This is a genomic window from Terribacillus saccharophilus (assembly GCF_002272075.1).
In the GTDB taxonomy this organism is placed as follows: Bacteria; Bacillota; Bacilli; order Bacillales; family Amphibacillaceae; genus Terribacillus; species Terribacillus saccharophilus_A.
This window is the reverse complement of record NZ_NPBJ01000013.1, coordinates 55,953-79,752: the sequence shown is the minus strand read 5'-3', so window position 1 is coordinate 79,752 and position 23,800 is coordinate 55,953. Positions and strand designations below refer to the sequence as shown.

29 protein-coding genes are annotated in these 23,800 nt (G+C 44.2%); 26 read left to right on the top strand and 3 right to left on the bottom strand.

All coding sequences use genetic code 11. From position 1 onward, the window contains the following. Positions 1–8: 8 nt before the first annotated feature. From CHH48_RS06525 to yunB, 16 genes are all read left to right on the top strand, one after another. A complete protein-coding gene (locus CHH48_RS06525) occupies positions 9–836 on the top strand; it encodes a MetQ/NlpA family ABC transporter substrate-binding protein (RefSeq protein ID WP_217903019.1) in 828 nt (275 codons plus the stop codon). A 232-nt stretch (positions 837–1,068) separates the two neighbouring features. After that, entirely contained in the window at positions 1,069–1,848 is a 780-nt protein-coding gene (sufC, locus tag CHH48_RS06520; RefSeq protein WP_095218345.1) for a Fe-S cluster assembly ATPase SufC, read from the top strand. A 17-nt stretch (positions 1,849–1,865) separates the two neighbouring features. Further along, positions 1,866–3,170 carry a Fe-S cluster assembly protein SufD gene (sufD, locus tag CHH48_RS06515; protein WP_095218344.1) on the top strand — a complete coding sequence of 435 codons (1,305 nt, stop codon included), beginning with the start codon at positions 1,866–1,868 and terminating at the stop codon, positions 3,168–3,170. Continuing rightward, complete coding sequence (locus CHH48_RS06510; RefSeq protein ID WP_095218343.1) at positions 3,170–4,396, top strand: cysteine desulfurase; 1,227 nt, start codon at positions 3,170–3,172, stop codon at positions 4,394–4,396. The genes sufD and CHH48_RS06510 overlap by 1 nt, the downstream gene beginning before the upstream one ends. Beyond that, positions 4,386–4,820, top strand: coding sequence for a Fe-S cluster assembly sulfur transfer protein SufU (gene sufU, locus CHH48_RS06505; protein ID WP_095218342.1), 435 nt, complete (start codon positions 4,386–4,388; stop codon positions 4,818–4,820). The genes CHH48_RS06510 and sufU overlap by 11 nt, the downstream gene beginning before the upstream one ends. Positions 4,821–4,872: 52 nt before the next feature. Continuing rightward, positions 4,873–6,270, top strand: a complete 1,398-nt coding sequence (gene sufB / locus CHH48_RS06500; RefSeq protein ID WP_095218341.1) for a Fe-S cluster assembly protein SufB — start codon at positions 4,873–4,875, stop codon at positions 6,268–6,270. Positions 6,271–6,458: 188 nt separating this feature from the next. Continuing rightward, a complete protein-coding gene (locus CHH48_RS06495; RefSeq protein WP_095218340.1) occupies positions 6,459–6,707 on the top strand; it encodes a PepSY domain-containing protein in 249 nt (82 codons plus the stop codon). Positions 6,708–6,941: 234 nt separating this feature from the next. Continuing rightward, positions 6,942–7,421 (top strand): DUF2975 domain-containing protein, encoded by a 480-nt coding sequence (locus CHH48_RS06490; protein ID WP_095218339.1) that lies wholly within the window; start codon positions 6,942–6,944, stop codon positions 7,419–7,421. 10 nt (positions 7,422–7,431) lie between these two features. Beyond that, positions 7,432–7,644, top strand: a complete 213-nt coding sequence (locus CHH48_RS06485; protein ID WP_095218338.1) for a helix-turn-helix domain-containing protein — start codon at positions 7,432–7,434, stop codon at positions 7,642–7,644. A 132-nt stretch (positions 7,645–7,776) separates the two neighbouring features. Then, positions 7,777–8,541 carry a DUF817 domain-containing protein gene (locus tag CHH48_RS06480; RefSeq protein WP_175074717.1) on the top strand — a complete coding sequence of 255 codons (765 nt, stop codon included), beginning with the start codon at positions 7,777–7,779 and terminating at the stop codon, positions 8,539–8,541. 103 nt (positions 8,542–8,644) lie between these two features. Continuing rightward, the gene (locus CHH48_RS06475) at positions 8,645–9,433 is read left to right on the top strand and encodes an SDR family NAD(P)-dependent oxidoreductase (protein ID WP_095218337.1); all 789 of its coding nucleotides are present in this window, start codon (positions 8,645–8,647) and stop codon (positions 9,431–9,433) included. Between the two features lie 76 nt (positions 9,434–9,509). Continuing rightward, complete coding sequence (locus tag CHH48_RS06470; RefSeq protein WP_095218336.1) at positions 9,510–10,325, top strand: sulfite exporter TauE/SafE family protein; 816 nt, start codon at positions 9,510–9,512, stop codon at positions 10,323–10,325. Between the two features lie 14 nt (positions 10,326–10,339). Then, positions 10,340–11,731, top strand: coding sequence for a bifunctional metallophosphatase/5'-nucleotidase (locus CHH48_RS06465; protein ID WP_095218335.1), 1,392 nt, complete (start codon positions 10,340–10,342; stop codon positions 11,729–11,731). A gap of 49 nt (positions 11,732–11,780) precedes the next feature. Further along, complete coding sequence (locus CHH48_RS06460; RefSeq protein WP_095218334.1) at positions 11,781–12,083, top strand: YunC family protein; 303 nt, start codon at positions 11,781–11,783, stop codon at positions 12,081–12,083. 99 nt (positions 12,084–12,182) lie between these two features. Continuing rightward, on the top strand, positions 12,183–13,274 hold the full coding sequence (locus tag CHH48_RS06455) for an HD-GYP domain-containing protein (protein ID WP_095218333.1): 1,092 nt from the start codon (positions 12,183–12,185) through the stop codon (positions 13,272–13,274). Between the two features lie 53 nt (positions 13,275–13,327). Then, positions 13,328–14,113 carry a sporulation protein YunB gene (gene yunB / locus CHH48_RS06450; RefSeq protein WP_095218332.1) on the top strand — a complete coding sequence of 262 codons (786 nt, stop codon included), beginning with the start codon at positions 13,328–13,330 and terminating at the stop codon, positions 14,111–14,113. Positions 14,114–14,115: 2 nt separating this feature from the next. Here yunB and CHH48_RS06445 read toward each other — a convergent pair whose 3' ends face one another. Further along, complete coding sequence (locus CHH48_RS06445; protein WP_095218331.1) at positions 14,116–15,099, bottom strand: M23 family metallopeptidase; 984 nt, start codon at positions 15,097–15,099, stop codon at positions 14,116–14,118. A 144-nt stretch (positions 15,100–15,243) separates the two neighbouring features. Here CHH48_RS06445 and CHH48_RS06440 point away from each other — a divergent pair, with 144 nt between their 5' ends. From CHH48_RS06440 to CHH48_RS06430, 3 genes are read left to right on the top strand one after another with little or no spacing between them, the layout of a single operon-like run. After that, positions 15,244–15,528, top strand: a complete 285-nt coding sequence (locus CHH48_RS06440; protein WP_095218330.1) for a YutD family protein — start codon at positions 15,244–15,246, stop codon at positions 15,526–15,528. Between the two features lie 24 nt (positions 15,529–15,552). Then, a complete protein-coding gene (locus CHH48_RS06435; RefSeq protein ID WP_095218329.1) occupies positions 15,553–16,005 on the top strand; it encodes a DUF86 domain-containing protein in 453 nt (150 codons plus the stop codon). Beyond that, the gene (locus tag CHH48_RS06430) at positions 15,992–16,759 is read left to right on the top strand and encodes a TIGR01457 family HAD-type hydrolase (RefSeq protein WP_095218328.1); all 768 of its coding nucleotides are present in this window, start codon (positions 15,992–15,994) and stop codon (positions 16,757–16,759) included. The genes CHH48_RS06435 and CHH48_RS06430 overlap by 14 nt, the downstream gene beginning before the upstream one ends. A 31-nt stretch (positions 16,760–16,790) precedes the next feature. Here the strand turns inward: CHH48_RS06430 and CHH48_RS06425 are convergent, their stop codons facing one another. Further along, positions 16,791–17,288 (bottom strand): phosphatidylglycerophosphatase A family protein, encoded by a 498-nt coding sequence (locus tag CHH48_RS06425; protein ID WP_095218327.1) that lies wholly within the window; start codon positions 17,286–17,288, stop codon positions 16,791–16,793. Between the two features lie 127 nt (positions 17,289–17,415). Here CHH48_RS06425 and CHH48_RS06420 point away from each other — a divergent pair, with 127 nt between their 5' ends. The 4 genes from CHH48_RS06420 (at position 17,416) to thrB (ending at position 21,714) form a co-directional block, all read left to right on the top strand. Further along, positions 17,416–18,366 carry a hypothetical protein gene (locus tag CHH48_RS06420; RefSeq protein ID WP_095218326.1) on the top strand — a complete coding sequence of 317 codons (951 nt, stop codon included), beginning with the start codon at positions 17,416–17,418 and terminating at the stop codon, positions 18,364–18,366. An 88-nt stretch (positions 18,367–18,454) separates the two neighbouring features. Next, complete coding sequence (locus CHH48_RS06415) at positions 18,455–19,750, top strand: homoserine dehydrogenase (protein WP_095218325.1); 1,296 nt, start codon at positions 18,455–18,457, stop codon at positions 19,748–19,750. A gap of 5 nt (positions 19,751–19,755) precedes the next feature. After that, complete coding sequence (thrC, locus tag CHH48_RS06410) at positions 19,756–20,811, top strand: threonine synthase (protein WP_095218324.1); 1,056 nt, start codon at positions 19,756–19,758, stop codon at positions 20,809–20,811. Then, positions 20,812–21,714, top strand: a complete 903-nt coding sequence (gene thrB / locus CHH48_RS06405) for a homoserine kinase (RefSeq protein ID WP_095218323.1) — start codon at positions 20,812–20,814, stop codon at positions 21,712–21,714. 103 nt (positions 21,715–21,817) lie between these two features. On the opposite strand, the gene CHH48_RS06400 is transcribed toward thrB, so the two are convergent. Further along, complete coding sequence (locus CHH48_RS06400) at positions 21,818–22,042, bottom strand: NifU family protein (protein WP_038564952.1); 225 nt, start codon at positions 22,040–22,042, stop codon at positions 21,818–21,820. Between the two features lie 157 nt (positions 22,043–22,199). Between CHH48_RS06400 and CHH48_RS06395 the strand changes: the two genes are divergently transcribed. The 3 genes from CHH48_RS06395 (at position 22,200) to dapF (ending at position 23,744) form a co-directional block, all read left to right on the top strand. Continuing rightward, complete coding sequence (locus CHH48_RS06395) at positions 22,200–22,511, top strand: YuzD family protein (protein ID WP_095218322.1); 312 nt, start codon at positions 22,200–22,202, stop codon at positions 22,509–22,511. Positions 22,512–22,583: 72 nt separating this feature from the next. Further along, entirely contained in the window at positions 22,584–22,820 is a 237-nt protein-coding gene (locus CHH48_RS06390) for a YuzB family protein (RefSeq protein WP_095218321.1), read from the top strand. A gap of 60 nt (positions 22,821–22,880) precedes the next feature. Further along, on the top strand, positions 22,881–23,744 hold the full coding sequence (dapF, locus tag CHH48_RS06385) for a diaminopimelate epimerase (RefSeq protein WP_095218320.1): 864 nt from the start codon (positions 22,881–22,883) through the stop codon (positions 23,742–23,744). The last annotated feature ends 56 nt before the right edge of the window (positions 23,745–23,800 follow it).

Below are 23,800 nucleotides of genomic sequence, written 5' to 3'. Positions count from 1 at the left end.
AGATTCATTTGAAAAAGGCATTATTAGTTATTTTATCAGCAGCTTTCATGATCTTCCTGGCAGCCTGTGGTTCATCTGACAGCGGCTCAGGCGATGAAGAAACAACAACAATCAAAGTGGGTGCTTCCAGCACACCGCACGCTGAAATTCTTAAAGAAGCACAGCCTATCCTTGAAAAAGAAGGAGTCAATCTTGAGATTGAAGAGTATCAGGATTATGTACTTCCGAACGATGATTTAGAAAGCGGAGACTTGGATGCTAACTACTTCCAGCACATTCCTTATCTAGAAACTTCTAACGCAGATACTGGCTATGACTTGATCAGCCTTGGAGCAGTTCACTTGGAGCCAATGGGTGTGTATTCTAAGAATATCGAAAGCGTAGATGATATTAAAGATGGTACTGAAGTAATTATGGGTCGTAACGTTTCTGAGCAAGGACGTATCCTATCCATCTTCCAAGAGGAAGGCCTTATCAAAATTAAAGATGGTGTCGAGCCTGTAGATGCTACTTTGGATGATATTGCAGATAACCCGAAAAACCTGAAATTCAGCATGGATGTTGATCCAGCTTTCCTTCCGGATACGTATGAATCCGAAGAAGATGCATTAGTGGTCATCAATACGAACTATGCATTGCAAGCAGGTCTTACGCCTTCTGAGGACGCATTGATCCTTGAAGGTACTGATTCTCCTTATGGGAACATCGTAGCGGCACGTGCCGAAGACAAAGACAATGAAGCATTGCAGAAATTGATGGATGTCCTTCATTCTGATGAAATCAAACAGTTTATCGAAGACAATTACGACGGAGCAATTCTTCCTGTCGATAAATAAGTATCACTATTCTCATGCCTTTGCTGGAATTCTCAGCAGAGGCTTTATTTTTGGCTTGAATTGGATGTGTGATACAATAGAAAAAGATCATGTTAAAACTGTGTATTTATCCAGTAAAAAAGTTGATAATGGTCGAATAATGCTTTAAGATTGTAATGAGAATAAATTGATAATGTGTTTAAATAACGTATTATCGAAACTTATAAAATAGCAGCTATCGGAGGGTTTATAAATGGCAGGTTCAGTTTTAGAAATTAAAGACCTACATGTTTCGATTGAAGATAAGGAAATTCTAAAAGGTGTAAACCTTACGATAAAGAGCGGTGAATTCCACGCAGTAATGGGACCAAACGGTACTGGTAAATCTACGTTGGCATCCGCAATCATGGGACATCCTAAATACGAAGTGACAAGCGGAAGCATCACTTTGGACGGAGAAGATGTTTTGGAAATGGAAGTGGACGAGCGTGCTCGTGCTGGTCTGTTCCTTGCAATGCAGTATCCAAGTGAAATCAGCGGTGTAACAAACTCTGACTTCCTTCGCTCTTCCATCAACGCTCGACGCGCGGAAGGCGATGAGATTCCATTGATGAAATTTATTAAAGAGATGGATGAAGCTATGGACTTCCTTGAAATGGATAAGAACATGGCACAGCGTTACTTGAACGAAGGTTTCTCCGGCGGGGAGAAAAAGCGTAATGAAATCCTTCAGCTTCTAATGATGAAAGCTGAAATCGGTATCCTTGACGAGATTGACTCTGGTCTTGATATCGATGCACTGAAAGTTGTTGCAAAAGGAATCAACAAACTGCGCGACGAAAACTTCGGTTGCCTAATCATTACCCACTACCAGCGTTTGTTAAACTACATCGAGCCTGACTTCGTACACGTTATGATGCAAGGCCGTGTTGTTAAATCCGGCGGATCTGAGCTTTCTAAGCGTTTGGAAGCAGAAGGCTACGATTGGATCAAACAAGAGCTGAACATCCAAGACGAAACAATTAACGCGTAAACTGGAGGAGGGATCTTATGACTGTTGAAACGAAGCAACAATATAATGATGAATATATCAGCCGTTTTTCCAGTTCTCGCAATGAGCCTGAATGGATGAAGGAACTTCGCCACCAAGCTCTTTCTCAATCGGAATCTTTGGACATGCCAAAACCCGATAAGACTGGGATTAAGAACTGGGATTTTGATACGTACGTGCATGAAGTAAAAGGGGAGGAAATCAGTGCATTGGGCAGCCTGCCAGCAAGTGTGGCAGCACTTATCGATGCGGATAATGCTCCAAACCTTTACATTCAGCGCAATAATAGCGCGGCATACCTTGCCCTAAACGAAAAATGGAGCGAGCAAGGTGTTATCTTCACGGATATCTTCACTGCCTTGCAGCAGCATGGTGATTTAGTGAAGCGATTCTACATGAAGGATGCTGTAAACATTGATGAAGATCGTTTGACAGCTCTGCATGCAGCATTGATGAACGGCGGAGTGTTCGTCTATGTTCCGAAAAATGTTGTAGTGGACGAGCCGCTTCAAACTATCTTCTGGCAGGAAGATGATAAAGTAGCTTCCTTTAATCATATTTTGATCGTTGCCGAAGCAAACAGCGCTGTAACATATGTTGAAAACAGCATTTCGCATAATGCAGAGCAAGCAACATTCGCAAATGTTGTAACAGAAGTTATCGCGGCGGACAATGCTAACGTTTCTTATGGTGCGGTTGATAACTATGCTGCAGGTACGACTGTCTATGCAAAACGCCGCGGTGTAGCTTACCGTGATGCTCGCATCGACTGGGCTATCGGCCAAATGAACGATGGTAACACAATCAGTGAGCATATTACTCACTTGATCGGTGACAACTCCGGTTCTGAAGCGAAAAGTGTAGTTGTGGGACGCGGAAAACAAATCCAGAACTTCACGACGAACATTGTCCACTTCGGTCAGAATTCTGTTGGAAGCATCTTGTCCCATGGTGTTATGAAAGACCAGGCGAGCTCTGTATTCAACGGTATCGGTAAAATCGAACATGGCGCCAGTAAATCTGATGCTACCCAAGAAACACGCGTCTTGATGCTTAGCCAAGGTGCTCGTGGAGATGCTAACCCGATTCTTTTGATTGATGAAGATGATGTAGTTGCTGGACACGCTGCTTCTGTAGGCCGTGTCGATCCGCTTCAGCTTTATTACTTGATGAGCCGCGGAATCACGAAGCATGAAGCTGAACGTCTAATCATCCATGGATTCCTTGCACCTGTTGTTAATCAGCTGCCGATTGAAACTGTAAAAAATCAGCTGACTCAGGTAATTGAAGGGAAAGTAAACTAATGGATGCCCGCTCTATCCGTGAACAGTTCCCGATCCTGCATCAGGAAGTCAACGGACATCCGCTGGTCTACTTGGATTCCTCCGCAACTTCCCATAAGCCAATAAAGGTATTGGAAGCTGTGGATGCCTATTACCGGAATGACAACAGCAATGTACACCGTGGTGTGCATACGCTAGGAACCCGGGCTACGGATAAATATGAAGGTGCCAGAGAAAAGGTGCAGCAATTCATCAATGCCAGAAGCACCAAGGAAGTAATTTTCACACGAGGTACAACGACAGCAATCAATACGGTTGCTCACAGTTACGCCCGTGCGAACTTGGAACCTGGTGATGAAGTGATCATTACACCAATGGAGCACCACAGTAATATCATCCCGTGGCAGCAGGCGGTCAAAGCGACCGGAGCAACACTTAAATATTTTGAGCTAAATGAAGATGGAACCTTGAACATGGAAGATGTGAAAAAATCAATCGGTCCTCAAACGAAGATCGTTGCTTTGACTCATGTCTCCAATGTATTGGGAACCATTAATCCTATAAAAGAAATCGTTGAGCTTGCGCATCGTCAGAATGCTGTCGTTCTCGTTGATGGTGCGCAAGGTGCTCCGCACGTGAAAGTGGATGTGCAGGACATCGATTGTGATTTCTATTGCTTCAGCGGTCATAAGATGTGCGGACCGACTGGAATCGGTGTTCTTTATGGAAAGCAGGAACTGCTTGAGAACATGGAGCCGGTCGAATTCGGCGGTGAAATGATCGATTTCGTACATCTGTATGATTCAACATGGAAGGAGCTTCCTTGGAAGTTTGAGGGTGGTACTCCAATCATTGCAGGAGCAATCGGACTTGGCGCTGCGATTGACTTCCTGACTGAAATCGGTCTGGATAAAATAGAAGCGCATGATCAGAAGCTGACTGCATATGCAATGGAACGGATGAGCGAAATCGAGGGACTGACCATTTATGGTCCTTCGAAGAATAAACGCTCTGCAGTGGTCACTTTCAATATTGATGGTGTCCATCCGCATGATACAGCGACTGCACTCGATACAGAAGGTATCGCTGTCCGTGCCGGACATCACTGTGCGCAGCCGCTTATGCGCTGGCTGGATGTCACAGCTACTGCCCGTGCAAGCATGTACGTTTACAATACCGAAGACGATATCGACAAACTTGTCAGCGGACTGGCAAAAACGAAGGAGTTTTTCGGAAATGTCTTTTAATAACCTTGATACACTCTACCGTCAAGTGATCATGGATCACTATAAACATCCGCGGAATCGTGGTAAGCTGGAAGAAGACGCACTTGTGGTCGATATGAATAACCCGACGTGCGGAGACCGTATCCAGCTGCAGATCCAGGTGGAGGATGGCAAGGTGAAGGATGCAAAATTCGAAGGAGAGGGCTGCTCTATCAGCATGTCTTCTGCCTCTATGATGACACAAGCCATCAAAGGCAAATCCATCGAAGATGCACTTCGTATGTCACAGCTGTTCTCTGACATGATGCTAGGGAAGGAAATCGATCCTGGTAACCTGGAGATGGGTGATGTGGAAGCACTGCAGGGAGTTGCGAAATTCCCGGCACGCATCAAATGTGCGACACTCGCCTGGAAGGCGATGGAGCAAGGCGTCGAAAAGAACTAAGACTTGAACACTGTCGTGTGAAATAGATGTAATCCTATAAGGAGGTTTTACTATGGCTAAAAAAGCGCCTGAAATTGGAGATTACCAGTATGGATTCAGTGATCGTGATGTTTCCATTTTCCGTACGGAAAAAGGCCTTACACCTAGAATCGTTGAAGAAATCTCTAAGATGAAAGAAGAACCACAATGGATGCTTGACTTCCGTCTTAAATCCTTGGAGCAGTTCTATAAGAAACCAATGCCGCAGTGGGGTGGAGACCTTGCTGAGCTTGATTTTGATGAAATCACATATTACGTGAAACCATCCGAGCGTTCCGAGCGTTCCTGGGACGAGGTACCGGAAGAAATCAAGAACACATTTGATAAACTAGGTATTCCGGAAGCTGAACAGAAATACCTTGCTGGTGTTTCCGCACAGTACGAATCAGAAGTTGTCTACCATAACCTGAAGGAAGACTTAGCGGATATGGGTATCATCTTTAAAGATACAGATACTGCGCTTAAAGAAAATGAAGATTTGTTCCGAGAATATTTCGGTAAGCTTATTCCGCCTTCCGATAACAAATTCTCAGCTTTAAACTCAGCAGTCTGGTCCGGAGGTTCCTTCATCTATGTACCGAAGGGCGTAAAGACAGATATTCCATTGCAAGCATACTTCCGGATCAACTCTGAGAATATGGGTCAATTCGAGCGTACGCTTATTATCGTTGATGAAGATGCATCTATACACTATGTTGAGGGATGTACTGCTCCAGTGTATACAACGAACTCCTTGCATAGTGCGGTTGTTGAGATCTATGTAGCAAAAGATGCTTACTGCCGTTATACAACAATCCAGAACTGGGCAAATAACGTTTATAACCTAGTTACAAAACGTGCGACTGTTGATGCAAATGGTACGATGGAATGGGTTGATGGCAACATCGGTTCCAAACTTACAATGAAATACCCTGCAATCATCTTAAAAGGTGAAGGCGCACGCGGTATGACATTGTCTATCGCACTTGCAGGTAAAGGGCAGCATCAGGATGCTGGTGCGAAAATGCATCATTTGGCACCAAACACTTCTTCTACGATCGTTTCTAAATCCATCTCTAAACAAGGTGGTAAAGTAACTTATCGCGGAATCGTTCACTTCGGTAAGAAAGCAGACGGCGCTCGCTCTAACATCGAGTGTGATACGCTGATCCTGGATAATAAATCCACTTCCGATACGATTCCTTACAACGAGATCTTCAATGAGAACATCTCTTTGGAACACGAAGCGAAAGTTTCCAAAGTATCCGAAGAGCAATTGTTCTACTTGATGAGTCGTGGTATCTCTCAAGAAGAAGCGACAGAAATGATCGTAATGGGCTTCATCGAGCCATTCACGAAAGAACTTCCAATGGAATATGCCGTTGAAATGAACCGTCTGATTAAATTCGAGATGGAAGGTTCTATCGGTTAATAAACGTAATATTTATATCAAGAAGACGAACTTTTGAAGTTCGTCTTCTTTTTTTATGAAAAAATAAAGAAAGACAAGGGAAATAGGAATCTACTGCTTTTTCTTACGTAGACTTTAGTTTAGGAACATTAAACTTGTTAGTTGTATAAAGATAAATGAGTTCAACTTTCGTGAGGAGGAAGATTCCTATGGATCAAGATTATTCTTATAACAGCAACCAATTACCAATGCAGAGACAAAGAATCACAATGCAACAAGCACAAGAAATAGCTCTTCAAAGAGTACCTGGAAGAGTAATGCATGTAGATATGGACCTAGAAAATGGTGTTTTAGTTTATGAGGTATTCATTATGACAGCAGAAGGAATGATATATGAAGTAGAGATACTAGCCAAAAACGGCAGAATACTAAAAATTGAACAAGAAAATGATGATTGATATCTGAGGCAGTAATAAGAAGGAATAAGGTGCATAGGCCGAACTGTTCATTTACTATAAATATCGTAAACGTCCATCTTACAAATTTAACATATAAAGCATTCTTTCTTGCCGAGAATGCTTTTTTTATTTGTCTATATCAATAAAAAAACGTTATTATGCAGTAATTATTTATTGTAAAACGATAAATAATGTATTAATATCATAAATAAGAAAAACAAGTGAGGTGCTCTTATGAAACGTGAAACACTCTTTTTAAAGCTGGCTGTCTTTCTAATGGCATTGCCGGTTCTTGCATTATGTATTTTTGCAATTCCGAATATAGCTTTTGGTTCGGCAGATTATTATCCGGAAGTAGAATTTTTAAAATATCCTGTTTTGGTTGGGTTGTATGTAACGGCATTGGCATATTTTCTAGCTCTATATCAGTCTTTCCGTCTGCTTGGTTATATTGACAAAAATGTGGCTTTTTCCGATTTGTCTGTTAAGGCATTAAAGAATATTAAACACTGCTCCATAACTATCAGTATTGTTTACGTAATACTTCTCCCGTTAATTTATGTCGTTGCAGAAAGAGATGATGCTCCGGGACTTATTCTAGTAGGAATGGCACTTATCTTCGCACCGTTAGTAGTAGCAATCTTTGCTGCTGTCCTGCAAAAGCTGCTGAAAAATGCCATTGATATTAAATCAGAAAATGACTTAACGGTCTGAGGTGAGAAATATGGCGATAATTATAAATATAGATGTAATGCTGGCAAAAAGAAAAATGAGTGTAACCGAACTGTCCGAGAAGGTTGGAATCACGATGGCCAATCTATCTATTTTAAAAAACGGAAAAGCAAAGGCGTTACGAGTATCAACGTTAGATGCTATTTGTAAGGCTTTGGATTGTCAGCCAGGAGATATACTGGAATACCAAAATGATGAAGTGTAATGAAGTAGCGCAAATGTGGTAAGAGGAAGAAAGTACTGGAGGGATAAAGCTATGTATAGAAATCGCAATCTGACTTACTATGCAGGACAGGAATTACCGGCATTCCAAAAGAGAACATTAGCTTCGAGAATGTTGGGAGCATTAACGCAGCTCGTTCGTTTTGGCTGGGATCAGGCATTATCATGTTTGTTTCCGGTCGTGATTTTTGCTTCTTTGGCTCTGACTCAAGTTATTCCGCTGCCCTTTCTTCCGCGTTATGACTGGCTGCTAGTTATCTGTCTCCTGATGCAATGGCTGATGCTGCGTTCCGGACTAGAAACACGGGATGAACTAAAAGTGATTACAGTGTTCCACATTATTGGTCTTGCGCTCGAATTGTTCAAGGTACATATGGGTTCCTGGTCTTATCCCGAAGAAGGCCACTTCAAAATCTTCGGCGTTCCTTTGTATAGCGGCTTCATGTACGCAAGTGTTGCGAGTTATCTCTGCCAGGCTTGGAGAAGACTTAAAGTAGATCTTATTCAGTGGCCCCCGTATCTCGTTGTGGTTCCACTTGCAGCTGCTATTTACTTGAATTTCTTCCTTCATCATTTCTGGATTGATATTCGGTGGATTCTATCTGGGCTGGTACTTATCGTCTTTTGGCGAGCATGGGTTACTTACGAGGTTGGTGGAATTCGTTATAAAATGCCGCTCGTACTTTCCTTTGTACTTATCGGCTTTTTTATCTGGGTAGCTGAGAATATTGCAACATTCTTCGGAGCTTGGGAATATCCGAACCAAACGGAAGCATGGAGCCTTGTTCATTTAGGGAAGGTGAGCTCATGGCTATTATTAGTAATTGTCAGCTTCCTTATTGTAGCTACGCTGAAGAAGTTTAAGGGAAGAACCACATAAATTTATTTAGCAAACTGCATTTAGCAAAGCGAGAGATAAATGTTTGGTTATAACTTCGACTGGGAATATTTCCTTATGTGAAGAATCAAAGGAGATGAAGTCCATGAGTTATAATTTAGAAGGCAAAGTAGCAATCGTGACTGGTGCCAATGATGGTATCGGCTTGGAGACAGTGAAGGCATTTTTGAAAGAGGGAGCGAAAGTTGTCGGTGTCAGCTTGACGTTGGATAATGTGAAAGATATTGCAGATCATTCTTCTTTCCTGCCACTGGAGCTGGATCTGACTGATGAAGGTGTTGCTGACAAAGTGGTCGAAGCGGCTGTTTCTCATTTCGGAAAGCTTGACATCCTAGCGAATGTTGCGGGGATTGCCATCTATAAAGATAGTTTCATGGATGTAACGTTGGATATATGGAAAGAGACTTTCGAGACGAATTTATTTGCTGTCGTAGCATTAACGAAAGCGGCTATTCCGGAACTGAAGAAACAGCCTGGGGCGAGTATCGTCAATGTAGCATCTGAGAGCGGACACGTACCGGATTCGTTTGCGATTGATTACAGCGGCAGCAAAGCAGCTATTCTTAATCTGACACAAGCCTTATCAGATGAGTTTGGCGGAGATATCCGTGTGAATGTCGTGTCACCAGGTCCGACTCGTACAACGATGTGGAATAAGCCAGGCGGTATGGTCGATATGCTTAGTGATATGTTCGATAAAGAAGGAGAGGAAGCGGTCAGCTACTTCGCGAAGGAAGTCCGTCAAATTCCGCGCGGTGAGATTGGGAAACCTGAAGAGATTGCCAATGTGATTGTCTTCTTAGCTTCTGATAAAGCGACGTATGTCACTGGAGCAGAATTCCCAGTGAACGGCGGGTCGGTCAAATACAAATAATTTCTGTTATAATGGTATGACGGCGGTATGCAGTCATACTTTTTTTATTACAGTTGAAAAGATGGAAGGGATACACATGGTATTTGCCGTAAGTTTACTAATAGGACTTCTTGCAGCAGCGCTTGGCAGTCTGGTAGGTTTGGGAGGAGGAATCATCCTTGTACCGTCGCTGCTGATTTTGAGCAACTTCTGGGATGAATTCAGCTGGGCTACACCACAAGCAATCGTTGGTGTGTCTGTCATCTTTATGATTTTTACTGGCCTGACTTCTACGCTGACATATATGAAAAGCGGACGGGTTGATTACAAAAGCGGACTCATTTTCCTAGCTGGAGGAATGCCAGGAGCTATTCTTGGGTCATTCCTGAATCGTTTTATTTCGGGTGATGGTTTCTCGTTATACTTTGGTATACTTGTGCTGCTTGTTTTCTTTATGTTCTTCGTAAAACGTAAGGAACGTGAAGTGATTAATCCAAAAGGCATCATCGTTACAAAAGAGATTAACGGAACCACGTATACATATAGCTTCCGATTCATGGCAGCATTTGTACTGTCCTTGTTTGTCGGACTGCTTTCTGGTATGTTCGGAATTGGCGGAGGCAGTTTTATGGTGCCTGCCATGATTCTCTTATTCGGATTTCCAGCGCATGTTGCTGTTGCCACAAGCATGCTTATGGTATTCTTCCTCAGTATCGTTAGTACCGTTATGCATATATCCCTGGGGCATGTGGAATGGAACGTTGTATGGGCCTTTATTCCAGGTGCGATTATTGGCGGGTTCCTCGGTGCGAGGATTAACCAGATGCTGAAAGGTAATACTGTCGTTTGGATATTGCGTATCATGCTCGTATTAGTTGCTGTCCGTTTGATTTGGGACGGTTTGTCGTCATAAAGGAGTAGAGAAGGATGCAGGAAAAGCTGACTATCAACTACACAAATGATTTGCATAGCTATTTCGAGAACTGGCCAAAGATTGTCGGCTATCTGAAGGAAAATAAACAAAGGCTTAAAGATGCAGGTGAGACATGCTGGCTTGTTGATATCGGTGATCATGTCGATCGATCACGTTCGATTGCGGAAGCATTCCGAGGCAAGGCCAATATCAGCCTGCTGAACGAAGCTGGCTACGATTTCGCAACAATTGGCAATAATGAAGGCATCACACTTGATTATGATGACCTTTATCATTTGTACGATGAAGCAGAATTCCGTGTTGCAGTTGCAAACCTTCATTCACAGACCGAGGAAGATCCGAGCTGGATGGAGTCGTCCTGGGTGGTCGAAACTGCTGGCGGTGTAAAAGTCGGCATGATCGGATTAACAGCGCCGTTTCCGGATTTCTATAATCTGATCGGCTGGAATGTACAAGATCCGATGGAAGTCCTGAAGCGGGAAATTAGTTCGCTTCGATCTTCTTGCGATGTGGTTGTTTTGCTTTCCCACCTCGGAATTTATGCAGACAGGGACATAGCTGCTGCTTTTCCTGAGATTGATGTAATCGTTGGCGGGCATACCCATCACTTACTCCATGAAGGGGAATTTGTGAATCAATGTCTGATTACGACTGCTGGCAAGCAGGGCTTCCATTTCGGAGAAGTGGAAATCATCTGGGACACAGAACAGGGATGCATTATCGATAAGCGAGCCAGGGCAATTCCTGTGGCAGATTTGGAAGATGATACAGACACAGCGGAGCATGTTGCTATTTATTCGGAAAATGCAGCAAAAGCAATGCATCGTCCTGCCGTCGTTCTGCCAGATCCGATGCCTTGTGTTCCTTATGAAGATTCCCGTGTAATGGATCTCCTGACCGATTATCTGCGCAGATGGACGAAGGCAGATCTTGCTTTTCTAAACGCAGGGGTGCTACTGGATAGCTTTCCTGCAGGAGCCGTATCTTATATGGATATTCATCGGATTTGTCCGCATCCGATAAATCCGGCTACAGTTCCGTTAACTGGAGAAGCACTGGAGCAAATCGTAAATGCTGCATTACAGCCTGATTTCGTTTCATTCCCTCTTAAGGGCTTTGGTTTCCGCGGAAAGGTGATCGGTAAGATGATCTACAGCGGACTGACGTTCGACATTACGGGAACAGAAGCAAAACCCGTGGCTGTAAACTTGAAGATACACGGTATGCCGTTGGATCCTAACAAGCTTTATCTAACGGCAATGGCGGATACCTTCACTTTCGGCAGCTTGCTGCCAAATATAAAGCAGGCAGAAGGTAAGAAATATTTCATGCCTGAAATGCTGCGGGATTTACTTCTGGAAGCATTTAAAGAAATAGAAAAATAGCAAACACCTCCGTTTCTCCTACATAGGATATAACGGAGGTGTATTTAAATTGATGACTGTAGAACCTTTATTTCTAGAAGGTAAGCCTTTTACCGCTGTGACTGTAAAATTGCCGAAAACAACCTTGCTCGTTGTGTCGAATGATGTCGGTTATATTATGTGCGGAGCACTGGACGTAGATTTGCTGAATGAAAAGCTGGCAGATCGCAATATTATATCTGGCAGGGCAGTCGGAGTTAAGACAATCGAGCAACTGCTTGCAGCACCGCTTGAAAAGGTAACAGAAGCATCAGCTGCGTATGGCTGGAAACCTGGAATCATAGGAAAAGAAGCATTACTTCTCCTACCTTAAAAAAATTGTCGAAGTGCGTCCCCTCAATCTAGATTGTTTTCCGTTTTTCTGGTACTATTTTATCAGAATGGAATGTCGGAGAAGATAAGGGGTACGTCAATGAGACTAGTTTCGACAAAATCGGTAAAGCCCGGCAGTAAGCTCGCTCAACCCGTATATAATGATAAAGGCAGTGTTCTCATCCAGCGAGATGTGGAGTTGACAGTAAATATTATCGATCGCTTAAGAGAGCTGCGATATACCTATGTCTATATCAGAGATGACAGGCTGCAGGACATCGAGCTTTACTTCTCCACTTCCAATGAAAAACGGCTAAAAGCGATGCAGGTTATCCATAAGAGCTTTCAGGAAATCAAGAAGAATGATAATGGCCGATATCTGACCGAAAAGATGACAGATAAAATTACGAGCTCCATCCAAGAGATGGTCAGCAATTTGCGGCCAAAACGCCAAACATTGACGATTCTTTCCGATATGCTCATATATGATGATTATATTTTCTCTCATTCAGTAAATGTGGCATTATATGCGATGGCCATCGCCAATGAAATGAAACTTCCTGTTTCTGTTGTAGAGGAAATCGGTTTTGGTGCGATCCTGCATGATGTAGGCAAGATGTTCGTTCCGCAGGAAGTATTGCAAAAGACCGGCAAACTAACTGACTCGGAATTCGAGCAAATCAAGGAACACACAACAAAGGGTTTCCATTATTTGCGCAAGATGAACAATATCCCTCTGGTAGTCGCGCATTGTGCATACCAGCATCATGAACGGATAAATGGCTCCGGTTATCCACGAGGTATCAGCGGGTCGGATATTCACTTGTATGCGAAAATCATAGGTATAGCAGATGTCTTTGATGCTGTGACGAGCAACCGTGTTTACCGGGATGCGATGCTGCCGCATGAAGGTTTGGAAATACTGTTTGCAGGTGCAGGGGATCAGTTCGATATGGAGATGGTTGAGGCTTTCAAGCGAAGTGTTGCAATCTACCCGACTGGACTTACTGTTCGCCTGAGTGATGGACGGATGGGAATCGTGATACGTCAAAATGAAGACATCAATACAAGGCCGATTATCCGGATTCTTCAGGAAGCGGATGGTACAGAACCTGTGCCGTATGAAGTGGACTTGTATGTGCATTTGAATATAACGGTTGTAGCTTGTTCGACATCTGCTGAGATGAACTAGCTAATTCTAAGCCCCCTTGGTCAAGCATATGCTTGATTCGAGGGGGTTTTTTCATGCGTCCATGGCAGCGCAGAGCTTCTAAAGCATCACCTTCCTTTCGTCATGTGTTTCTGATGACCCTGCTGCTTTTCATGCTATTCACTAGTTTAAGCCTTTGGCTTGTGAATAGGGGCTTGGAGCCGACACTTATGGCAATTGCAGAAACAAAGACAGAGCAATTTGCTAAACAGGCGATAAACCAGGCTGTACAGGCAGAAAAGGAAGCGGATTTGGACTTGAATGCATTTGTGCAAGTTGAGAAAGATACGAATGGAAATGTTACACATGCCAGCTGGGATGCAGCAACTGTAAATGAGGTGCTGCGGAAAGTGACCTTCCGTGTACAAAACTATCTGCGGCTGATGGAGGATGGCGAGATGCCGGCTGTCAGTGAGGAACAGCTGGCTGAAGAAGCAGCAGCTGACGTTATTCAGGAGAAGTTGGAGGAGGATCCGACACTTGTCGATATACCACTTGGTCAAGCAACCAATAATGCTTTGCTTGCTAATCTTGGTCCGCGGATTCCGGTAAAATTCGAAATGATTGGCTATGTAGAGTCAGGTGTTGATGTAAAGGTGGAAGAGTACGGCATAAATAATGCGATGTTTGTATTTATGGTCGAAATTAAAGCGAATGTCCGAATCATCATTCCATTTTCTACGAAGACGACAACTGTAACGCAGGATGTTTTGTTGGGAAGTACGGTCATCCAAGGGCAAGTGCCGGAATTCTATAACAATGGAGGAGAGTCCGGATCATCTCCATCTTTCTCCATTCCAATGCAAAAGGAAGGCGAATAAATTCAGCCTTCCCTTTTTTGCTGTTTGGATTTTTGTTCCCAAATTCGAAGGTATGGATATGGATCAAAGGAAAACTCTGAGCGTCCATTGTCCTTATACATGCCGTAATGCAAGTGAGGCGGGAATTTACCTGATGTTCCTGGCGGTCCATAGCCGCTTGCGCCTACATACCCTATTACATCTCCAGGTTTGACGACATTCCCGACGGATACACCTTTTTCGAAACCGTTCAAATGGGCATAGTAGTGATAGATATTATTGCTATCCCGAAGACCGATACGCCAGCCGCCATACAAATTCCAGCCTTTCAGTTCGATAACGCCGTATGTCGTCGCATATACGGGTACTCCGTAGTTAGCGAAGATGTCCGTACCTTCATGAATCCTTCTGCCGCCAAATCCGCGTGCATCTCCCCATGTATTGCGATAGCTGTAATTATGATGAAGCGGAAGCGGGAAAGAGCGTTTATCCAGCTCTATTGTACCGAACTTCTCATACAGCTTGGCAGTATTCATGATCGTCTGTACAGTAAGATCACGCTCATAATAATGCCATAGGGCTATCTTGATATCGTTTTTCGTCGTTCCAATTCGCTGGATAAAAGAGGCCATCGTGTAGAGTACATCTTCTGGATTATCTGGATCAGCCTGTTTGTCTCCATCCCCATCACGCCCTAATCCTTGAAACCATAGAATAGAGGATTCGTCTGCCAGCTGTCCGTGTGAAGCAGCCCCAAACCATTTTTCTTCTGGGATTTCGATCGCAATCAGTTTCTCTTCTTTGGATTGTGTCGGGAGATTATGCTCGTACTGATCAATTGCAGCTAAATAATACCAAGGAAGTCCTGCGGCAGCTGCTGTTTTCTTATAAAGCGCCATGCGATCCTGCTTTGCTTTATTTACGTTTTCTTCACCTTTTGCAGAGGCAGAGAACGGGAAACTGCTTAGCAGGAGAATTAGCAGCATGGCAATGTGTATCTTTTTCATGTGCTGCTCACCTTTCCTTACACGTTTGCTGTTAGTTTGTACAGAGATCAGAATTTCATGAGTAATGATCATTAGATGAGAAGAAGGAATGCGAAAATATAAAAGAAATATGCTACACTAGAAGCAAGATAGGGGAGTCGATAGATGGTGAAAACAACAGTACAAGGCAAGCACTATGAAGTGGTGCAGGATGTGAAGGAAGCCTTTCAGGAACAGGCATTCCAAAACCGCTATAGCGAAATCCTGACTAAATATGATTACATTGTCGGTGACTGGGGGTATGAGCAGCTTCGTCTAAAAGGATTCTTTGATGACGATAACCCAAAATCCACCTTCGATACGAAAATCAGCACATTGGAAGATTATTTGTATGAGTATTGCAATTTTGGCTGCGCATATTTTGTCGTGAAAAAAGTTTCGGCAAAGTGAATGCGTGAGAGAGGGGCAAATACGATGTACTTTGTAGATAAAAGAAAGATAGAAGCAATCCTTACATATATGGAAGAGCTGCTGGCAGTAGAGATGCCTCAGTCTGAGGGGCTAACAGGCAAGCTTGCTGCAGAACGGCGGGCACAGCTTTTAATTGAAGGTATACTGGATACTGGCAACAGTGTAATTGACGGATTTATCATGCGTGATCCAGGCAGCTATGATGATATTATCGATATCCTTGCTGATGAAAAGGTAATAGCGGAAGATACTGCACCAGCCTTTAAAGAAGTGATAGGGCTGCGTAAAATGCTGACTGCAGAATATCAGCATGTGGATTACCAAAGACTTGCAGATACGATGGAGAAACATCACGGCTTGCTTAAACAATATGTAGAGTGGGTTAGAGCATATCTGGTGGACGAGACGCGGACAGCTTCCGCTTTTGCAAGGAGCAGCCAAGATGAAAGCATATGATGGGTATCTGATCGATTTAGACGGAACGATGTATCTAGGTAAGGAGCGGATTGAAGCTGCACCAGGATTCATTCAGAGACTAAAGGATGCTGGTAAAAAGCATCTTTTCGTGACGAATAATTCCACGCGCACACAGGAGCAAGTAGCTGCTAAGCTTCGCCAAATGGATATTGCAGCTGAACCGGAGGATGTGTTTACGACGAGCATGGCTACGGCAGCATTCATCCGTGAGCACAATCCAGCTTCCCGGGTATTTGCTATTGGTGAAGAAGGGTTGTTCGATGCCTTGGAGAAAGAGGAGCTTACCTTAGCTGAAGAAAACTGTGATTATGTTGTGATCGGTCTTGATACATCGATTACGTATGAGAAGCTGGCAAAGGCTTGTCTGCTTGTTCGAGCAGGAGCAAAGTTTCTCTCCACGAACAGTGACAGAGCACTTCCTACTGATGCCGGCTTGATGCCGGGCAATGGAGCGATCACAGCTGTCATTTCTGTCAGCACTGGTATTGAACCGACCTTCATCGGCAAACCAGAGAATATCATGATGGAGCAAGCAAGGAAGCTATTAGATTTGAACAAGGAACAAGTTCTTATGGTAGGGGATAACTACCTGACCGATATAACTGCAGGTATCCGAGCGGGTATGGATACACTGATGGTTTGTACCGGTTTTACAAGAAGAGAGGAACTCCCTTTCCTTGATCCGAAGCCAACATATACGATCGATACGTTAACCGAATGGGAATTCAAATAAGAGCAGCCTTTCATAAGGCCGCTCTTTTTGTTTATCCGTCAATATTTTCTTCGTCGTTCTGACTGTGCGCAAGCCTACTGGCTGCCGCCGCTGCGATAGCACCTACAATGTCATCCAGGAAAGTGTGGCATTCCCCGCTGCTTTTATCATTCAGCTTGGCCAAAATGCCGGGTTTCTGTTTGTCGATATAGCCATAGTTCGTAAATCCGATTGATCCATATAAGTTAATAATGGAGAGTGCAATCACTTCGTCTATTCCATACAAGCTCTCGTCTCTCGCCAGATTATCCTGCAGCGGCTGTTCCAGTTTTCCTTGTTCGGTTAGTACGTCAAGCTGGATTCCTGTCAGGATGGCGTTTTGTACCTCTCTTTTTGACAATACGCGTTCCACATTATAAATGCACCGGTCCATCGTTAGGCCAGGGTAATATTTCTCTTGCAGAAAATGTACCAGCTCCGCGATGTCTTCTACTTGTACACCTCGTTCGATAAGCCATTCCCGTGCTTTTTTCTCTAATTCAGCAGTCATAAGATCACTTCGCCTTTCTATGTATCATTCTGTTAGCAGTATACCCTTCTAACCTATGCGCCAACCGTCAGCTCTGGAACATGTTTTTTACCGATGCTTCATAAAATGTATCAGGAGGTGTTTGCTCGTGTTGCAGTTGATGCAGCAATATATACCAGGGTTCACCGGGAAGCCGGTTTCCTATCGGAATTATCACGCTTATCAGACAACAGAACGGTTATATGTCATTATACCAGCAAGAACGGATCAAGACAGTTATTATGAACTGGCTGCTATCACCGTTTATATGCAGGAAGCAGGTTTTCCGCGTCTCGCTCAGCCGATGCTGACAACAGAAGGTCAGATATTGACTGTTTATGAAAATACAGCTTATCTCGTGGTAGAGATGCCGCCGCCTTATTCAAGAAGTCTTGATGCGCATGGTGCAGAGCTTGCTGCCTTCCATCAGCTAGGTGCCGGCTGTCCGTTTGCACCAGATACACTATCCAGCTACGGGAAATGGAGTGATCTATGGACTGTGCGGCTGTCGCAGGCAGAAAGACTTTATTCAAACATCTATCAAAAACGACCACTGGTTCATGAAGAACGTGTATTTCTGGACACCTTTCACTATGTAATAGGCAGGACGGAGCTTGCCATTCAATACTTGAATGAAACAAGCAATGAGTTCCGTTTTACAGACTATGATCAGCCGACCACGGTATTCACGAAATACCAATCTGAACTGGCAGATACATATGTGCTGCCTCATAGCATCATTTATGACCATCCAGCTCGTGACTTGGCAGAATATATGAGGACTGCTTTTTGTGCGGAGGAAGAGATGGAAACGGGTGAATTTCTCCAATCTTATATGCAGCAGCGCCCGCTCTCTGTATTTGGAATGAGAGTGCTGTATGCCAGGTTGATCATGCCACTTCATCTTTTCGATCAAATCGAGAAAGGTTTAACTGGAAAAGCGTATGAAACACTTATCATGCAGCAAAGCAAATACGAGCAGCGTCTAGCCGGATTATTCGATCACATGCAGGTTGATACTCGCACCCTTGAGATACCTATGTTGGAAAATTATTTGTAAAGTTGGTTGCGATAGTAGATTGATAGAGTTATAATGTCCTTTATACAAAAACATTTGTTTATTTCAGGTGGACAGGAGGCTGGATGAGATGAAACAAAAGATACAAATCGGCTTATGCGGCCTTGGTACAGTCGGAAGCGGTGTGGTTCGGATTTTACAGGATCACCAAGAGCAGATTCGTTACAAACTAGGCTGTGAAGTGGAAGTAGCGAAAGTACTCGTCAAAAACAAGGAAAAGAAACGCGAATATATCAAGGATGCTTCCATCCTTACGATGGAGGCTTCTGATATTACGGATAACCCGGACATTGACATCGTTGTCGAAGTGATGGGCGGCATGGAGGATACGTATCAGCTGATGGAACGCAGTATCCGAAATCGCAAGCATATCGTGACTGCCAATAAAGACTTGATGGCAGAGCATGGTGACAAGCTGTTTGCACTGTCCCAGGAATATGATACGGATATTTACTATGAAGCTAGTGTGGCCGGCGGAATTCCAATCCTTCGTTCGCTCAGTGACGGCCTTGCTTCAGATAAGATTGAGAAAGTGATGGGTATCGTCAACGGAACGACGAATTTCATCCTCACGAAAATGACAGATGAAAACCTATCTTTTGAAACAGTGCTAAAGGAAGCGCAGGCTCTTGGATTTGCTGAAGCTGATCCAACTTCAGATGTTGAAGGTTTGGATGCAGCCCGTAAGATGACATTACTGGCAAATTTGGCATTTAAGATGCCTGTGGCATATAGTGATGTCCAAGTTGCAGGTATCACTTCCGTATCCCAGGAAGATATCGAGTTTGCCGGAAAGCTAGGCTATATTGTGAAACTGATCGGTATTGCAGCAATAGATGATGGAAAAGTAGAAGTGAGCGTCGAGCCTACTTTGCTGCCGGAAGCACATCCACTGGCACAGGTGAAAAATGAGTTCAATGCTGTTTATGTGTATGGACACGCAGTCGGCGAGACGATGTTTTATGGTCCGGGTGCTGGCGGGCTGCCAACAGCGACAGCCGTCGTTTCCGATCTGATGGAGGTCATCAAGAATATCCGCTTAGGTGTCAGCGGTAAGGCTTATGTGCAACCTCAATATAAAACTGCTTTAAAGGATAATACTGAAAAGCATGCCAAGTATTTCATTCGTGTCGAAGCAGAGGATCAGACAGGTGCGTTCCACGCCGTCACGAATGTGTTTGCAGGTCAGGATGTCTCGTTTGCTAAAATCCTTCAGCTGCCTCATAGCAAATCGAAAACAGCAGAAGTCGTCATGGTGACACATAAACATAGCAAGCAGCAAATCGAAAACAGCATACAGCAGCTGGAGCAATTGAGCGTCGTGAAACGCGTAATCAGCTGTTATCGTGTAGACGGAGAGGATTGAGAAGCATGGGATGGAAAGGACTTTTAGAAGCATATAAAGAATATTTGCCGATTGCAGAGGAAACACCAGCCGTAAGTTTAGGAGAAGGTAACACACCTTTAGTTAAGCTAGAAAAGCTGTCAGCAGCTTATGGTATCGAGGCCTACGCAAAAATCGAAGGAGCAAACCCAACGGGAAGCTTCAAGGACCGCGGTATGGTCATGGCCATTGCCAAGGCAAAAGAAGCAGGGGCTAAAGCAGTCATTTGCGCATCGACAGGCAATACTTCTGCTTCAGCTGCTGCGTATGCTGCCCGTGCGGGTATGCGCTGTTTCGTTGTCATTCCGGAAGGTAAAATTGCACAAGGAAAGCTTGCCCAGGCAGTCATGTACGGCGCGGAGATCTTTTCAATCGAAGGCAATTTCGATGATGCACTGCGTGTTGTACGGAACTTGAGCGAAACTGAGCCGGTGGCGCTCGTCAATTCTGTGAACCCATATCGTCTCGAAGGACAGAAGACTGCAGCCTTCGAGCTGTGCGAACAATTAGGACAAGCACCGGATTACTTATTCATTCCTGTCGGTAATGCAGGTAATATCAGTGCATATTGGAAAGGCTTCAAGGAATATGAGCAAGAAAAAGGGTACAGTCTTCCAGTTATGAAGGGCTATCAAGCAAGCGGAGCAGCTCCGATCGTGCATGACCGGGTGTTTGAGAATCCGGAAACTGTAGGCACTGCAATACGTATCGGGAATCCTGCAAGCTGGCAGAAAGCAACCGCTGCAAGAGATGAATCAGGCGGAACAATCGACGAAGTGACAGATGAGCAGATTATCGCTGCATATCAGAAAATAGCTCGCGAAGAAGGCATTTTCGCTGAACCAGGATCTTGTGCATCTTTCGCGGGACTGCTGAAAGCTTTGGAGCAAGGGGAAGTACCTAAAGGCGCAACCGTTGTTAGTGTACTAACTGGAAACGGATTGAAGGATCCGAACACAGCGATTGAATACAGTACAATCAAGCCGGTCGTCCTCCCGAACGAAGAACAAGTGATTGCAGACGCCATCAGGGAGCGGATGTAAATGAAACGCTGGCAAATAAGCGTACCGGCAAGCACTGCCAATATTGGACCAGGCTTTGATTCGGTTGGTATCGCTTTGGATCTGTATTTGGAGCTGGAAGTTCAGCCTGGACTGGAGTGGGAATTCATTCCGATGTCAGATGCTGTGCAAGGTCTTCCGGCTGGCAAAGACAATATGATTTATGAAACAGCCCTTTATGTGGCAGATCGCTATGGATATAGTAATCTGCCAGCATGTACGGTTCGTATGAATAGTGTTATTCCACTAGCCAGAGGGCTCGGCAGCAGTGCTACAGCCCTTGTTGCCGGTATTGAGCTGGCGGATTGCCTTTTGTCGCTTCAGTTGAGTGATGAAGAAAAGCTCGATATCGCTGTAAGTTTGGAAGGACATCCTGATAACGCAGCACCATCCATTTTAGGGGGATGTGTGATTGGCTATTATGATGACAAAGTTCATTATATACAGACACCAATTAAGGATGTACGCTTTCTAGCAGTTATTCCATCATTCAAACTTGCAACGTCAGATGCCAGAGCTGTTCTTCCAGATCAACTTCTGTATAAAGACGCTGTAAAGGCGAGTGGTATTGCAAATGTAGCCGTTGCTGCCTTGCTGCAGCAAAATTGGAAGCTGCTTGGAGAGATGATGACGAAGGACCTTTTCCATCAGCCCTACAGAGAGTCAATGATTCCGCATTATAAGGAAATCACCGACTCCCTGCAGGAAGCAGCATATGGTGTCTATTTAAGCGGCGCTGGCCCGACGATGATAGCTTTAATCGATGAAGCCCGAGCAGATGCTGTCCATGCACACTATCGGAATATGTATCCTGACTTTGAATGGCTTTTGCTTTCATGTGCTGCAAAAGGAAGCTTCGCAGAAGAGTTAGCTGTCGAAGCATGACAAAACCCACAGAATCGGGATGATTTCTGTGGGTCTTTACTAGCTTACGTATAAATAAAGAACCACGGGAAAGCTTTCACTTTTCCGTGGTTCTATCATTGTATTAGAATACTTGCTCGATCTCACGCACACCAGGAACTTCTGCCATTAAAGCACGTTCGATTCCGGCTTTCAATGTGATCGTAGAGCTTGGGCAGTTACCGCATGCTCCCATAAGACGCAGACGTACGATACCTTCATCAACATCGACTAGCTCGACGTCGCCGCCATCACGCAGCAAGAATGGACGCAATTTATTCAAAACTTCTTGTACTTGGTTTTCCATCATCCATTATCCCCCTTACGATTATATATTCATTATAAATCCTTTCCGGCAAAAAATCCACGCTGGCTAACTGAGAAATTTTATCAATTAAAAAATAAATTCCAACATCGTGCTTGTTACGGTAAACTGAAGCTAACAGCATACGAGAGGATGGAGCAGGATGACAACTAATATTACCGTATATGGAGCTGATATCATCTGTGCAAGCTGTGTGAATGCACCAAGCTCTAAAGACACGTATGAATGGCTGCAGGCCGCATTGGCAAGGAAGTTCGAAAACAAAAAGTTTCAATTCGAATACATTGATATCAATGAACCGCCCGATGAAGAAAAGCATAAGCAGTTCGTGGCGAAAGTGTTAGAAGAAGATCTGTTCTATCCTGTTGTTCTCGTTAATGATGAGATAGCGGGTGAAGGAATCATTTCTCTTAAGGCAGTCACAAAAGCTGTTGAGACAGTCAGCGCAACCTAGTTGTGCTGATAACCCGCCTTATGGTAGGATTATCACTTAATAGTGTTACATCCTAGAATAGGAGTGAGCGGGTTGAATCCGATCATTGAGTTTTGTGTTAATAATCTGGCCTCAGGTTCTCAGGCAGCTTATGAAAAGCTGGATAGTGACCCAGGTCTTGATGTCATAGAATACGGCTGTACAAGCTTTTGCGGCATTTGTGCCCAGCACATGTTCGCTCTTGTAAACGGTGAACCGGTGACAGCTGAGACACCTGATGAGCTTGTCGAAAATGTTTACAAGTTCATCGAAGAAAATCCGTTATTTTAATTGGCCGTGCGTCTGCATTCCGCAGGCCTCGGCTTTTTTCATAGTAGAGGAGAAGAGACAATGGAGATACCGTTTGTGAAACTGCATGGCTTAAAAAACAGCTATATTTTTATTAATCTGTTCCAATTCCAGCTGGAGGAGGAAATGCTAGCGCCGCTTGCGATAGCTGTCGCAGACAGGGATACTGGAATCGGCTCTGACGGCTTGATACTTATCCATCCGAGCGAAACGTGTGATGTAGGCATGCGTGTTTTCAACCTGGACGGTTCCGAAGCAATGAATTGCGGGAACGGTCTCCGCTGTGTCGCGAAATATGCTTATGAAAATGACTTGGTGGAACGTGATACATTCACGATTCAGACGAAGGCAGGACAAGTGGAAGCAAAAGTGCATGGATCAAAAGCGCATGTACATGAAGTGACAGTTGATATGGGAGCGCCGATTTTGCAGCGTGAACTGATTCCAATGCTCGGTGAGGCTGGTCAGGAAGTCGTCGATGAAGTTTTTGAAGCAGGAGAAGAACAGCTTCATGTTACAGCAGTAAGCATGGGTAATCCACACGCCGTGTTCTTTGTCGATAACATTGATGAAGCACCGCTTTATACGCAAGGTCCTGTTATTACGAAGGATCTTCGATTCCCAGAAGGAGTCAATGTCGAGTTCATAGAAATGGTCTCCAATAAAGAAATGCATTTCCGTGTATGGGAACGCGGCTCTGGTGTTACACAGGCATGTGGTACTGGTGCTTGTGCGGCAGTCGTTGCAGCTATTCAAAATGGCAAAGCACCGTATGGAGAAGAAGTGACCGTACATCTTAGCGGCGGCGATTTGTTCATCCGATGGGAAAAAGACGGTTCCGTCTGGATGCGTGGTGCGGCTGAAAAGACTGTATCTGGAACTTTTTATTGGGAGCACAGTGCTTGAGCATCAGTGAATAGGAGCGTATACTGAAAGTAAGATTAGAATGGGGAGGTAACTTG

Excerpts from the sequence above, each read along its gene's own strand:
- CHH48_RS06400 (WP_038564952.1), bottom strand. The coding sequence starts at position 22,042 with ATGATGGAAAACCAAGTACAAGAAGTTTTGAATAAATTGCGTCCATTC.
- CHH48_RS06435 (WP_095218329.1), top strand. The coding sequence starts at position 15,553 with ATGTACTTTGTAGATAAAAGAAAGATAGAAGCAATCCTTACATATATG.
- CHH48_RS06475 (WP_095218337.1), top strand. The coding sequence starts at position 8,645 with ATGAGTTATAATTTAGAAGGCAAAGTAGCAATCGTGACTGGTGCCAAT.
- sufU (WP_095218342.1), top strand. The coding sequence starts at position 4,386 with ATGTCTTTTAATAACCTTGATACACTCTACCGTCAAGTGATCATGGAT.
- CHH48_RS06425 (WP_095218327.1), bottom strand. The coding sequence starts at position 17,288 with ATGACTGCTGAATTAGAGAAAAAAGCACGGGAATGGCTTATCGAACGA.
- sufD (WP_095218344.1), top strand. The coding sequence starts at position 1,866 with ATGACTGTTGAAACGAAGCAACAATATAATGATGAATATATCAGCCGT.
- CHH48_RS06510 (WP_095218343.1), top strand. The coding sequence starts at position 3,170 with ATGGATGCCCGCTCTATCCGTGAACAGTTCCCGATCCTGCATCAGGAA.
- CHH48_RS06485 (WP_095218338.1), top strand. The coding sequence starts at position 7,432 with ATGGCGATAATTATAAATATAGATGTAATGCTGGCAAAAAGAAAAATG.
- CHH48_RS06455 (WP_095218333.1), top strand. The coding sequence starts at position 12,183 with ATGAGACTAGTTTCGACAAAATCGGTAAAGCCCGGCAGTAAGCTCGCT.
- CHH48_RS06490 (WP_095218339.1), top strand. The coding sequence starts at position 6,942 with ATGAAACGTGAAACACTCTTTTTAAAGCTGGCTGTCTTTCTAATGGCA.
- dapF (WP_095218320.1), top strand. The coding sequence starts at position 22,881 with ATGGAGATACCGTTTGTGAAACTGCATGGCTTAAAAAACAGCTATATT.
- thrC (WP_095218324.1), top strand. The coding sequence starts at position 19,756 with ATGGGATGGAAAGGACTTTTAGAAGCATATAAAGAATATTTGCCGATT.
- CHH48_RS06415 (WP_095218325.1), top strand. The coding sequence starts at position 18,455 with ATGAAACAAAAGATACAAATCGGCTTATGCGGCCTTGGTACAGTCGGA.
- sufB (WP_095218341.1), top strand. The coding sequence starts at position 4,873 with ATGGCTAAAAAAGCGCCTGAAATTGGAGATTACCAGTATGGATTCAGT.
- CHH48_RS06495 (WP_095218340.1), top strand. The coding sequence starts at position 6,459 with ATGGATCAAGATTATTCTTATAACAGCAACCAATTACCAATGCAGAGA.
- CHH48_RS06430 (WP_095218328.1), top strand. The coding sequence starts at position 15,992 with ATGAAAGCATATGATGGGTATCTGATCGATTTAGACGGAACGATGTAT.
- CHH48_RS06445 (WP_095218331.1), bottom strand. The coding sequence starts at position 15,099 with ATGAAAAAGATACACATTGCCATGCTGCTAATTCTCCTGCTAAGCAGT.
- CHH48_RS06440 (WP_095218330.1), top strand. The coding sequence starts at position 15,244 with ATGGTGAAAACAACAGTACAAGGCAAGCACTATGAAGTGGTGCAGGAT.
- thrB (WP_095218323.1), top strand. The coding sequence starts at position 20,812 with ATGAAACGCTGGCAAATAAGCGTACCGGCAAGCACTGCCAATATTGGA.
- CHH48_RS06395 (WP_095218322.1), top strand. The coding sequence starts at position 22,200 with ATGACAACTAATATTACCGTATATGGAGCTGATATCATCTGTGCAAGC.
- sufC (WP_095218345.1), top strand. The coding sequence starts at position 1,069 with ATGGCAGGTTCAGTTTTAGAAATTAAAGACCTACATGTTTCGATTGAA.
- CHH48_RS06465 (WP_095218335.1), top strand. The coding sequence starts at position 10,340 with ATGCAGGAAAAGCTGACTATCAACTACACAAATGATTTGCATAGCTAT.
- CHH48_RS06470 (WP_095218336.1), top strand. The coding sequence starts at position 9,510 with ATGGTATTTGCCGTAAGTTTACTAATAGGACTTCTTGCAGCAGCGCTT.
- yunB (WP_095218332.1), top strand. The coding sequence starts at position 13,328 with ATGCGTCCATGGCAGCGCAGAGCTTCTAAAGCATCACCTTCCTTTCGT.